Source organism: Streptomyces sp. NPDC002467 (genome assembly GCF_042889825.1).
Classification (GTDB): domain Bacteria; phylum Actinomycetota; class Actinomycetes; order Streptomycetales; family Streptomycetaceae; genus Streptomyces.
In genome coordinates this window covers 180,309-191,657 of the sequence record NZ_JBIARJ010000008.1, presented here as the reverse complement: position 1 = coordinate 191,657, position 11,349 = coordinate 180,309, and the positions used below count along the sequence as shown (strand labels likewise).

The following is an 11,349-nucleotide window of genomic DNA, read 5'->3' as shown; positions in this document are numbered from 1 at the left end:
TATCGGGCCGGGGGCGTGCGCACCTTGCGCGTGCGCGAGTGGGGATTCACCTGTGGGGAGTACGGCTGTGACCACCGCTGAGCGGCAGGACCGGCGTGAGGGCGCGGTGGTCGCGCCGCCGGCCGGCGACGTTTCCCGGGCGCCCGCGGCCGGCTGGGCCCGGCGGCATCCGGTGGTCTTCGCCGCCGTGCTCGCCGGGGTGCTGCACGTCGCCTGGTTCTACAGCTTCGCCAACAGCGGCGGCGACCTGGCCGCGCAGGACGCCTGGGCCGAGTTCGTCGGCCGGCATCCCGACTCGGCGTACAACCTCGCCTGGTATGGGGGCATGCACCCCGTCTCGTACAGCGTGGTCTCGCCGTACCTCATGCACATGCTCGGTGTCCGGACCACGATGATGATCGCGGGCACCGTCTCCGCCGGCCTGCTCGCGTTGGTGCTGACCCGCTGCCGGGGCGCCGTGCGCGAGCCGCTGTGGCCCGCCCTGGCCGGGGTGTACGGGCTGCTGTGCAACGCCCTGTCCGGCCGCGTCACCTTCGGGCTCGGCGTGATGTTCGCGCTCGGCGCGGTCGCCGCGGTCTTCTGCTGGCCGCGCAAGTGGTCGCGACGCCGCTGGGCCAAGGCCGCGGTCGCCGCCCCGCTCGCCGGGCTGGCGACGGCGGCCAGTCCCGTCGCCGGGCTGTTCCTCGGGGTGATCGCGGCCGCGCTGTTCCTGAGCGGACGCCGCCCGGGCGCGTACGCGCTGGGGCTGGCTCCGGTGGCCGTGGTCGGGCTGTCGGCGTGGCTGTTCCCCTTCTCCGGGACGCAGCCGATGAAGTTCGGCTCGGCGTGGCTGCCGTTCGTGTTCGGGCTGGCGATCGTGTTCCTCGTGCCGAAGCGGTGGAAGACGGTCCGGATCGCCGCGGCCGTCTATGCCTTCGGGGTGTTCCTGACCTGGGCGATCGACTCCCAGGTCGGTTCGAACGTCACCCGGCTGGTGATGCTGTTCGGCGGGGCCGTGCTGCTCGCCGCCCTCCCGTACGAGGTCAGGCGCTCGCGGCGCTGGTACGCGCTGGTGGCGGCCTTCGCCGGGCTCACCGTCTGGATCACCGTCAACAGCGTCATGGACGTGGTCCGCACCACCCCGGTGGCCGCCTGGAACCGGGAGCTGGCCCCGCTCGTCGACCAGCTGCAGAAGGCGGGCGCCGAGCGCGGCCGCGTCGAGGTGGTGCCGGCCAGCAGCCACAGGGAGTCCTCCGCCTTCCCCTCGTACGTGAACCTCGCCCGCGGCTGGAACCGGCAGGCCGACCTGGAGCGGAACCCGCTCTTCTACGACGACACGCTGAACGCCGACACCTACCGGGCCTGGCTGGAGCGCTGGGCCGTGCACTACGTGGTGCTGCCGGCCGACAAACCCGACTCGGGCGGCGAGGACGAGGCGAAGCTGCTGCGCGGGGGGCTCCCGTACCTCCGGCAGGTGTGGGGCGACGCGAACTGGCAGCTCTTCGAGGTCGACGAGCCGACCGACCTGGTGGTCGGGCGGGCGACCGTGGTGCGGGCGGGCGCGGACCGGCTGGTCATCGACGTGAAGCAGGCCGGTCGGGTGCTCGTGCGGATCCCGCACTCGCCCTGGCTGGGGCTGGTGGACGAGGCGGGCAAGCCGGTGGCGCCGCCCGAGGAGACCTTCGCCTCGCGGGCCCGCAACGGGGCCGGGGGCGGCGGCGGGGGCACGCTCCCGAAGGAGTACGCGAACACGGCCGGATGCCTCTTCAAGGCCGCTCCGGACGCCGCCGGGGACGTGTGGACGGAGCTGCTGGCCCCGGCGCCCGGGCAGTACCAGGTGGCGGCGAAGTACCAGCTGCCGCGGGGGACGCCCTGCCCCGAGGAGCTGATCCACCAGTCGCTGGGGGCGCCGCCGCGGCCGGCGCCGCCGGGCCCGTGACGCCGGGCCGATCCGCGATCGCGATGAGCGATCGCGATGAGCGATTCCGATCCGTGATTTTTTGACGTCGGCCCGTCGGCCCGGGTGCGTTCATCCCTATATCTGCATACGATCCCAATAGTCCGATTGGATGCCGTGTCCCCCGAGGGAGTTGACGACGGGATGACCAAAGAGCAGAAGCAGGATGTCCGGGCAGCCATCGCGAGGGCGCAGGCGCAGGACCGGGTGCCGCCGCGCCCGCAGGGCCACGGTTTCGAGGGGCCGGTGCGGAGCAAGGTCAAGGGCGGACTGCACACGAAGGCCGCGCTCAAGCGAGCCGGCACTCCGCAGGGCGACCGCATCGGCGAACGCACCAGCGGCCTGAGCTGACTCGAGGTGGCGAGGCCCTTCCGGCCCGGTGTCCGGCCCGGGAGGGCTTTCGCAATCGCCTCGCGGGGAGGTGTCCGGGCAACCGTTACATCCCCTACCGCATACGAACACACGACCCTCGTAGCGTCAGTCGGCGTGCCGTACCGGCGTACGGCACGGACAGGCCGACCGACCCGAGGGGAACCACCATGCGCGCCACCTTCCTCACCGCGGCCCTCGTCGTCGCCGTCTCCGGCGGTCTCGCCGCCTGCGGCGGAGGTGGTGTGAAGCCCGTGCCCGATCCCCGGGTCGGCAGCACCTCGGCCCCGGCCCCCGCGCCCGACGCCGTGCCCGGAGGCGCCCCCGCCCTTCCCCCGTCCAAGCCGACCGGGATGAGGATCGACGCGGCCGGCGTGGACGCCGAGAAGATGGTCGACCTCAAGGTGGACGAGGCCACCGGCGAGCTCGGCGTACCGAACGCCGACACCGACGCGGACAACCCCGGCTGGTGGACCCAGGGCGTCACGCCGGGCGAGGAGGGCGTCTCGGTGCTCGTCGCCCACTTCGACACCCGCCACGGCCCGGCGCTGATGAAGGACGTCGCGAAGATCGGGCTCGGCGATCTCGTCGAGGTGCCGCGCGAGGACGGCAGGACGGCCAGGTTCAAGATCCGCGAGATCGAGGACGTGAACAAGAAGGACTTCCCCACCGACAAGGTCTACGGCGCCACCGACCACCCCGAGCTGCGCCTGCTGACCTGCGGCGGCGGGATCGAGGACGGCCACCGCACCAACAACGTCATCTTCTACGCGGACCTGGTCGCCTGACCGGTGATCCCACCCCCGAGGCCGCCGCACGGCCGCCGGGGCACGCGTATTACGGTGAACCGACCGGGAACGATCACGTCACGACCACGATCACCATCACGACGATCACGACCACGATCACGAACCAGCCGTCGGAGCCGGAGCCCACCCGCGATGACCCCGCGCCCCCGCCTGCCCGCCTGGACCTCGACCCTCACCTGGAAGGCCGCGGTCTTCATCACCCTCATGTGCTGCGTCCTCGCCGCGCTCCTCGGCGGGCTCGTCCACGGCGCCATGACCCGCCAGACGGTCTCCACGGCCCGCGAGAAGGCACTGGGCAAGCTGGAACGGATCGTCAAGGAGTACGAGACCGGCGGCCGCATGGCGCGCGGCGAGGGCATCGACCCCGTCGGCCTGCCCCCCGAACTGCGCGCACTGGCCGTCGGCGGCAAACGCGGCACGGCGGTCGGCGAACACCGCGGCCGGTCCGCCATGTGGGCCGCGGCGCCCGCCGAGAACGAGACCGCGATAGCCGTCTCCGTGGACTTCACCGGCAGCGAGCGCACCATCGCCGAACTGGACCGCGCCATCCTCGGCTCCGCGGGGCTCGCCATCGCGGGCACCCTCCTCGCCGGCGCCTTCGTCGTCACCCGGATCACGCGGCGCCTGCACCAGACGGCGCAGGTGGCCCGCCGGATCACCGCGGGCGACCTGGACGCGCGGGTCGACGACGTCCCGCGCTCCCGCGACGAGGTGGCGGCCGTCTCCCGCGCCCTGGACACGATGGCCTCCACCCTCCAGGGCAAGCTCGAAGCCGAACAGCGCTTCACCGCGGACGTGGCGCACGAACTGCGCACCCCGCTGACGGGCCTGAACGCGGCCGCCGAGCTCCTGCCCCCGGGCCGCCCCGCCGAACTCGTACGGGACCGGGTGCGGGCGATGCGGGCGCTGACGGAGGACCTGCTGGAGATATCCCGGCTGGACACCCGCCGCGAGCGGGTGGATCTGGACTCGTACGACCTGGCCGAGCTCGCGGCGCGCACGATCCGTGCCTCCGGTACCGACACCACCCTGAAGGTGATCGCCTCCCTCCGGGTGGAGACGGACCGCCGGCGCCTGGACCGCATCCTGGGCAACCTGATCGCGAACGCCCACAAGCACGGCGAGGGCCCGGTCACCCTCACGGTGGACGGCCCGACGCTGACCGTGACCGACGAGGGCCCCGGCTACCCGCCCTACCTCCTGACCTGCGGCCCGCAGCGGTTCCGTACGGAGGGCATGAACAAGGGCCACGGCCTGGGCCTCACCATCGTCGCGGGCCAGGCCCGCACCCTCGGCGCCACCCTGACCTTCCACAACCGGCGCCCGACCGGCGCCGAGGCCCGCGTCACCCTCCCGCTGCCCGCGCGCTGACCCCCCGCCACACGACGAGGACCCCCGGCCTGAACGACCGGGGGTCCTCGCTGTTGTGCCCTCGGCAGGATTCGAACCTGCGACACCGGCTTTAGGAGAGCCGTGCTCTATCCCCTGAGCTACGAAGGCGCGTCGGACGCGGTGCGGAGCCCGACCGGCAGCAGTGCTGTCCGACAGAGCCACGCCAACGGCCGACCAGGGAACAGGGTAGCGGATGGGCGTCCGCATGCGGTCTTGGTTAACTCGCGCCGGCCGCAGCCGCCGAGGGGGCCCCGGCCGGCCGCGCGGCCGGGCCGACGATCTAGGTCTGCGGTGTCCCGTCCGCCGCGATGCGGCGGAAGCCGAGGTACGGGAAGAGCGACTCGGGCAGGACGATCGAGCCGTCCTCCTGCTGGCCCTGTTCCAGGAGCGCGGCCAGGGTGCGGCCGACGGGCAGTCCGGAGCCGTTGAGGGTGGCGACGAGCTTGGGCTTGCCGTCCTCGCCCCGGGTCCGGATGTTGGCCCTGCGGGCCTGGAAGGTACCGAAGTTCGAGACCGAGGAGATCTCGCGGTAGGTCTTCTGGCTCGGGATCCAGACCTCGATGTCGTACGTGAGTCGGGCGGAGAAGCCGGTGTCGCCGGCGGCCAGCCTGACCACGCGGTAGGCGAGGCCGAGTGCCTCCAGGCAGGCCTCGGCGTGGCCGACCATGGTCTCCAACTCGGCGTCCGCGGTCTCCGCTTCGACGATCTTGACGATCTCGACCTTGGCGAACTGGTGCTGGCGGATCAGGCCGCGGGTGTCCCGCCCGTACGAACCCGCCTCCGAGCGGAAGCACGGGGTGTGCGCGGTCAGCCCCAGGGGCAGTTCGGCCCGGGGGATGATCTCGTCGGCGTAGAGGTTGGTCAGCGGGACCTCGGCCGTCGGGATGAGGAACAGGTCGCGGTCGGCGACACCGGTCTTGAAGAGGTCTTCCTCGAACTTCGGGAGCTGGCCGGTACCGGTCATGGTCTTGCGGGTGACCAGGTAGGGGACCGCGTACTCGGTGTACCCGTGGCGGCGGGTGTGGAGGTCGAGGAAGAGCGTGGCGAGGGCCCGTTCCAGGGCCGCTCCGGCGCCGCGGGAGACCGCGAACCGCGGGCCCGAGAGCTTCGTCGCGCGGGCGAAGTCGAGGATGCCGGTGGCCTCGCCGAGATCGACGTGGTCCTTCGGCTCGAAGGGGAACGAGGGAGGCGTGCCGATGCGCCGGACCTCCACGGCGAACTCCTCCGAGTCGCCGTCGGGGGCCGCGTCGTCCGGCAGGTTCGGGATGCTCAGGAGCAGTTCGCGGAGCTGCGCGTCGATCTGTTCCCGGCCGGCCTCGATCTCGCGGATCTCTTCCTTCAGCTCGCGGGCGCGCTCCTTGAGCCCGGTGATGTCGCCGCCCGCCCTGGCCGTCTGCTGGACCTCGCCGGCCACGCGCTTGGACTCCGCCCGCAGCTCGTCGGCCGCGCGGACGTTCTGGTTGCGCCGGGAGTGGAGGGACTCCAGCCCGGACAGGTCCAGGGTGTAACCGCGACGAGCGAGCCGACGAATCGCTTCGGCACCCATGTCGATCAGGGCGCGGGCATCATGCATGGGGAAGATCCTTCTGATCCTGCGAGCGGGACGGGCCTGTGGGGTCGACGGTAGCAACCGGCGGACCGCCCCCTCCCGGCCCGATCCGCTTCGCGCGAGCGTGACGAGGCCCTCGTCGAGCCCGCTGTACCGACCGGTCGGTAACCGGGGGCGGCGCGCGCCCCCGACTTCGCCGTCCGTTTGCGGGGCGAGCCGATGGATGTCCTGCGGGCTCCGCCCGACATGGCCGGTTCTCGTCCGCTTCCGGATTTTCGGCCTGGCCGAGAAGCATCATTGCCGGAGCATGAACCAGGGATGACAGGACGAGCGGGCAGCCTCTCGTAGAAGTCTACGAAGAGCGGTTCTCAGCCAGGGCACTTTTCATGTTTTCGACCGCTAGCTGACACCACTCGGTTGCCTGTCTACTCGTGACGAGTTGCCGCGAAGCAGGCGGAATGCGCCTGCCGACTCCGGGTCGCCATCGCTCCTGGGGCGTCCCTGCGGCGACCGAAATACAAGCCAGGATTCCGGTCCCTCCCGTTTCCTGGCCGAACGAAGGGGGAGGGCCTTGAGTGTGACGCTGTCTGGTCGGCGCGTCGACGTCGCATGGCCTGATCCACGCCATCCGCTACGCGACCGGGTCGGGCTCGATCCTTCTCCCGGCCGCACCGGAGCACCTGGTCGGCGCCCCGTCGCGCTGATCTCCCGCAGGGGCCACCAGCAGACCTGACCTCTGGGCGGCGCCCGCAGAGCCCCCTTTCAGCCCCGGGTGCGGAGCACCGCACGGGCACAGCAGCACACCATCCGGGGAATCCCCCACCCTCTCCAAAGGAGTGACCATGACCGCGCACACCACCGAGGCGAGCGTCCAGGCCGTAGAGATCGCCTGGCTCGACGAGGCCATCCGCCTGGCCACCGAGAGCGTCGCCAACGGCGGCGGCCCCTTCGGCGCCCTGATCGCCAAGGACGGCGAGATCATCGCGCCCGGTAACAACCAGGTCACCTCCAACCTGGACCCGACGGCGCACGGCGAGGTCACCGCGATCCGCAACGCCTGCCAGAAGCTGGGCACCTTCTCCCTCGAGGGCTGCGTCCTGGTCACCTCGTGCGAGCCGTGTCCGATGTGCCTGTCCTCCGCCCTGTGGGCGCGCGTGGACCGGATCATCTTCGCCGCCGACCGTGACGACGCCGCGGTGGCCGGTTTCGACGACCGCAAGTTCTACGACCTGCTCGAGGTGAAGGCTTCCGGCGACTGGCCTATGTCGATCGAGCGCCTCGACCTCCCGAACCGCACGGCGCCGTTCGACGCGTGGCTGGCCAAGACCGACCGCATCGACTACTGAGCACCCCGGTCTGCGGCTCCTTCGCGCGGCAGGAGCCGCAGACCGCAGGAAAGCGCCCCGGCCCCCGTGGCCGGGGCGCTTCCCCGTTTCCTGCCCTGCCCCCGCGCTGCCGCCGCCCCGCTACCGCAGGTGCGACGTGTCGTTGAACGACCGTACGGAGGCGTTCCCGGTCGGGTAGTACGCGACCGTCGACACCGACGCCGCCGCGATCTCCATCCGGAACAGCGACTCCGGCGGCGCGCCGAGCGCCAACCGGATCAGCTGCCTCACCGGAACCACGTGTGACACGACCAGTACGGTCCGTCCCGCATGGCGCGCCAGCAGCTTCTCCCGCGCCGCCGCCACCCGCTCGGCCACCACCTCCAGGGACTCGCCGCCCGGCGGCACGGCCTCAGGGGACCTCAGCCAGGCCGCCAGCTCCTCCGGGTGGCGCTCGCGGACCTCGGGGAAGGTCAGCCCCTCCCAGGCGCCGAAATCGGCCTCTCGCAGCTCCCCGTCGACCTGTACGTCCAGCCCCAGGTGACCGGCGGCCGCCTCGGCGGTCTCCCGGCAGCGCCGCAGCGGCGAGGTCACGACCGCCTGCACGTCCCCGCGCGCGGCGAGCAGCGCCGCGGTCGCCTCGGCCTGCCGACGCCCGGTCGCCGACAGCTCCGGGTCGCTGCCCCCGCTCCCGGAGAACCGCTTCTCGGGCGTCAGGGCCGTCTCCCCGTGCCGTACGAGCAGGAACGTGGTGGGCGTGCCCTGGTCGGCGAGCCCGGCCGGGGCCGGCTCGGGTCCCTCGTGTTCGTCGTGCTCCTTCAGCGCGTTCAAGCCTGCTGCTCCCGGGTGTGGTGGCGTACGGACGGAATGCCGTCGCCGGGACGTCCGCGTACGACGCCCCGGCGACGGGTGGGCAAGACGGGTCAGGCCGACGGGGCGGTCTTCCTGACGAGGTGGTTCCCGAGCACGACGTAGTCGATCTCCGTGCCGAGGAAGCAGTTCAGCGCGTCGGCCGGGGTGCACACGATCGGCTCGCCGGCCACGTTGAACGAGGTGTTGATCAGGCAGGGGACGTCGGTCAGGGCGGTGAACCGCCGCAGCAGCGCCGCCAGCCTCGGCGTGCCCTCGTCGGTGAGCGTCTGGACCCTGGAGGTGCCGTCCACGTGGACCGCACCCGGGATCCGGTCCACGAATTCGGGACGCACCGGGAAGACGAAGGTCATGTACGGCGACCGGGTCTTGCGGCCCATGTCGAAGACCCGCGATGCGTCCGACTCCAGGACGAGCGGTGCGAACGGGCGGAACGGCTCGCGGTGCTTGACCTTGGTGTTGATGATGTCCTTGATGTCCGGGAAGCTCGGGTTCGCAAGGATGCTGCGGTGCCCCAGGGCCCGCGGCCCGTGCTCGATCCGGCCCTCGTAGTAGCCGATGACGACCTTCTCGGTGAGCAGCTTCGACACCTGGTCGACGATCTCGTCGTCGCTCAGCCGCGTCCACTCCACGCGGTCGGCGAAGTCCGCGAGGGTCCGCTCGATCGTCGCCTCGTCGTACTCCGGACCGAGGTACGGGGTGACCGGCGCGATGGGCTCGACCTTCCCCGCGCCGTCCGGGTGGCCGATCCAGGCCTGGACCGCGGCGCCGATGGTGATGCCGGTGTCGCTGGCGCCGAAGCTCACCTCCATGTCCGCGAACCGCGACCCCTCGAACAGCGGGGTGTTGTTGAGGCAGTTCAGCGCCACGCCGCCTTCGAACAGCAGGCGGTCCAGATCGGACTTCGCCTCCAGCGCGCGGACCTGGTGGCGGGTGACGACCTCCAGCATCTCCTGCGCCGCCGCGGCCACCGTGCCCTGGTACTCCAGGGTGTCCTGACGGGGACCGAAGTACTCCTCGAACAGCGGGTCCAGGCTGTGCGGGTCCTCCGTCGCGAGCGGCGTGGAGAAGGTGTACCGCCCGTCCTCGCGCAGTTCGATCAGGTTCTCGACGAACGGGTTCGGGACCGGGGGCTTGGCGTAGCCGGCCAGGCCCATGACCTTGTACTCGTCATTGTTGGGAACGAAGCCCAGGAAGCGGGTGATCGCGCTGAACAGGATGCCGATCGAGTGCTCCGCGCCGATCGTCGTCTCCTCGAAGACCCGGATCCGTCCTTCGCGGATCTCGCCCATCAGCGTCGAGTACCGCTCGGCGCGGCCGTCGCTGACGAGGAACGCGGAGTCCTTCATGCCGGCCAGGTAGTAGCCGGTCATCGCGTGGGCGACGTGGTGCGGTACGAACACCACCTTCTCCGGGTCGGGGGTGAAGCCGGTCCGCGCGGCGAAGTCCGCGATCATCGCCTCGGGGCTGACGATCTCGGCGAACAGCCTGCGCATGCTGTCCAGGACGTACGCCTGGGCCCCGGGGTCCATGGGCGCCGCCGTGATGTCGGCCAGGAGCCGCTCCTGGACGCCCGCCGACCAGTCCCACGGAATGGCGATCAGGTCGATGTCCGAGAACTCGATTCCGGCCTGGTCGAGGCACCACTTCACCGAGTTGAACGGGAAGTCGGTGGTCTTCTTGTCCCTGTTGAGGCGCTCCTCCTCCACGGCGGCGACCAGTTCGCCGTCGATCAGCAGCGAGGCGCCCGCGTCGTGGCCCATGAGGTAGTGCTTGTTTATGCCGACCGCGCCGAGGTTCTCGGCGAAGAACTCCGACACCCGGGTGAATCCGTTACAGCCCAAGACGATCATGTGAAGGTTCCTTAGTCTTTGCTACGCGGCCGTGGCCGTGCCACCGGACAGCCGGTCGGTGGTGAGGCCGGCCGTGTCGATCCAGGGCCGCTTGCCGAGCACGAGGTCGCGGACGATCTCGCCCGCCGCGGGCGCCTGGCACAGCCCCTGGCCGGAGAACCCCGCCGCGTAGACGAATCCGGGGCGGGAGGGGACGCGCCCGATGAAGGGCAACCCGTCCGGGCTGACGTCGAGGTCTCCGGTCCACCCGAGATCGAGGTCCTGCCCGGCGAGGGCGGGATAGGTGGTGCCGAGCCCGCCCGCCACCCGTCGCCGCCAGTCCTCCCGGGACTCGTCCGGTCCGGGGCGGCCCATCCCGACGAGGATCCGGTCCCCCAGGGTCCTGATCCGCAGGCTGGACGGGTGCAGGGTCATCGGCAGCGGGGTGCGCGGGCCATCGGCGGGCGGGGCGGCGAGGAGCATGTCGACGGGGTACGTGATCACCGGAAGGTCGACGCCCGCCATGGCGGCGACCGTGTCCGCCCAGGGGCCGGCCGCGCAGATGACGGTGTCGGCGCGGATGCTGCCGACGGGCGTGTGGACCCGCCCGTCCGGGTCGATGCCGGTGACGGAGGTCTCCGTGTGCAGCACGGCACCGGCCCGCCGCGCGGCCGCGGCGTAGCCGCGCACGATCGCGCCGGGGTCGATGGAGTACGCCTCGGGCGCCCAGGCGGCCGCCACGATGCGCTGCTCGTCGACCAGCGGGTTGAGCCGCGCGGCCTCGGAGGGCGTCACGAGCTCGACGTCCACTCCCGCGGCCTGATGGGCGGCCTGCTCCCGCCGGAACTCCTCCACCTGCTCTTCCTCGGTGAACAGCACCAGGAAGCCGAAGCGCTCCAGGCCGAGGTCGGTCCCGGTCCGCTCGTGGAAGGAGTGGTACGCCTCCATGCTGCGGGTGGCCAGCCGGCTGGTGAGGGGGCTGCCGGGGAAGAACGTACGGACGACGCCCGCGGTGTTGCCGGAAGCCCCCGATCCGAGGGCGCCGCGCTCCAGCAGGACGGTGCCGACGCCGGCCTCGGCGAGGTGGTACGCGATCGACGTGCCGATGACGCCTCCGCCGATGACGAGGGTTTCGGTGTGTTCGGGGAGCTCGGTCATGCGGGCTGCTCCTGCTCGGCGGGGTGTTGTTGGCGGAGGTGGTCGGTGGCGTCCCAGGGGAAGAGGTGGAGGTTCCAGGCGCCGAGGAGGTTGATGTAGAGGGCGAGTT

8 protein-coding genes, 1 tRNA gene and 1 pseudogene are annotated in these 11,349 nt (G+C 71.6%); 5 read left to right on the top strand and 5 right to left on the bottom strand.

All coding sequences use genetic code 11. The features are described from left to right. Positions 1-67 precede the first annotated feature (67 nt). From ACFYYJ_RS18840 to ACFYYJ_RS18825, 4 genes are all read left to right on the top strand, one after another. Entirely contained in the window at positions 68-1,918 is a 1,851-nt protein-coding gene (locus tag ACFYYJ_RS18840; RefSeq protein WP_389133766.1) for an MFS transporter, read from the top strand. Between the two features lie 162 nt (positions 1,919-2,080). Further along, the gene (locus ACFYYJ_RS18835) at positions 2,081-2,287 is read left to right on the top strand and encodes a hypothetical protein (protein ID WP_384745964.1); all 207 of its coding nucleotides are present in this window, start codon (positions 2,081-2,083) and stop codon (positions 2,285-2,287) included. Positions 2,288-2,475: 188 nt separating this feature from the next. Then, the gene (locus ACFYYJ_RS18830; RefSeq protein WP_385365863.1) at positions 2,476-3,093 is read left to right on the top strand and encodes a sortase domain-bontaining protein; all 618 of its coding nucleotides are present in this window, start codon (positions 2,476-2,478) and stop codon (positions 3,091-3,093) included. A 153-nt stretch (positions 3,094-3,246) separates the two neighbouring features. Continuing rightward, on the top strand, positions 3,247-4,485 hold the full coding sequence (locus ACFYYJ_RS18825; RefSeq protein ID WP_389133762.1) for an ATP-binding protein: 1,239 nt from the start codon (positions 3,247-3,249) through the stop codon (positions 4,483-4,485). Between the two features lie 56 nt (positions 4,486-4,541). On the opposite strand, the gene ACFYYJ_RS18820 is transcribed toward ACFYYJ_RS18825, so the two are convergent. Both ACFYYJ_RS18820 and serS read right to left on the bottom strand, forming a co-directional pair. Beyond that, positions 4,542-4,614 (bottom strand) — tRNA-Arg (locus tag ACFYYJ_RS18820). Between the two features lie 172 nt (positions 4,615-4,786). After that, positions 4,787-6,079, bottom strand: coding sequence for a serine--tRNA ligase (serS, locus tag ACFYYJ_RS18815; protein WP_385365865.1), 1,293 nt, complete (start codon positions 6,077-6,079; stop codon positions 4,787-4,789). Between the two features lie 818 nt (positions 6,080-6,897). On the opposite strand from serS, the gene ACFYYJ_RS18810 reads away from it, so the two are divergent. Next, positions 6,898-7,401, top strand: coding sequence for a nucleoside deaminase (locus ACFYYJ_RS18810; protein ID WP_384591494.1), 504 nt, complete (start codon positions 6,898-6,900; stop codon positions 7,399-7,401). Between the two features lie 120 nt (positions 7,402-7,521). Here the strand turns inward: ACFYYJ_RS18810 and ACFYYJ_RS18805 are convergent. The 3 genes and pseudogenes from ACFYYJ_RS18805 to ACFYYJ_RS18795 form a co-directional block, all read right to left on the bottom strand. Further along, positions 7,522-8,151 (bottom strand): annotated as a pseudogene (locus tag ACFYYJ_RS18805) (histidine phosphatase family protein); the annotation flags it as partial. 152 nt (positions 8,152-8,303) lie between these two features. Next, positions 8,304-10,103, bottom strand: coding sequence for a carbamoyltransferase (locus tag ACFYYJ_RS18800; RefSeq protein ID WP_389133759.1), 1,800 nt, complete (start codon positions 10,101-10,103; stop codon positions 8,304-8,306). Between the two features lie 21 nt (positions 10,104-10,124). Next, entirely contained in the window at positions 10,125-11,240 is a 1,116-nt protein-coding gene (locus ACFYYJ_RS18795; protein ID WP_385130456.1) for an NAD(P)/FAD-dependent oxidoreductase, read from the bottom strand. Positions 11,241-11,349: the final 109 nt, after the last annotated feature.

Coding starts and splice junctions, on each gene's coding strand:
- ACFYYJ_RS18830 (WP_385365863.1), top strand. CDS start 2,476: ATGCGCGCCACCTTCCTCACCGCGGCCCTCGTCGTCGCCGTCTCCGGC.
- ACFYYJ_RS18810 (WP_384591494.1), top strand. CDS start 6,898: ATGACCGCGCACACCACCGAGGCGAGCGTCCAGGCCGTAGAGATCGCC.
- serS (WP_385365865.1), bottom strand. CDS start 6,079: ATGCATGATGCCCGCGCCCTGATCGACATGGGTGCCGAAGCGATTCGT.
- ACFYYJ_RS18800 (WP_389133759.1), bottom strand. CDS start 10,103: ATGATCGTCTTGGGCTGTAACGGATTCACCCGGGTGTCGGAGTTCTTC.
- ACFYYJ_RS18795 (WP_385130456.1), bottom strand. CDS start 11,240: ATGACCGAGCTCCCCGAACACACCGAAACCCTCGTCATCGGCGGAGGC.
- ACFYYJ_RS18825 (WP_389133762.1), top strand. CDS start 3,247: ATGACCCCGCGCCCCCGCCTGCCCGCCTGGACCTCGACCCTCACCTGG.
- ACFYYJ_RS18835 (WP_384745964.1), top strand. CDS start 2,081: ATGACCAAAGAGCAGAAGCAGGATGTCCGGGCAGCCATCGCGAGGGCG.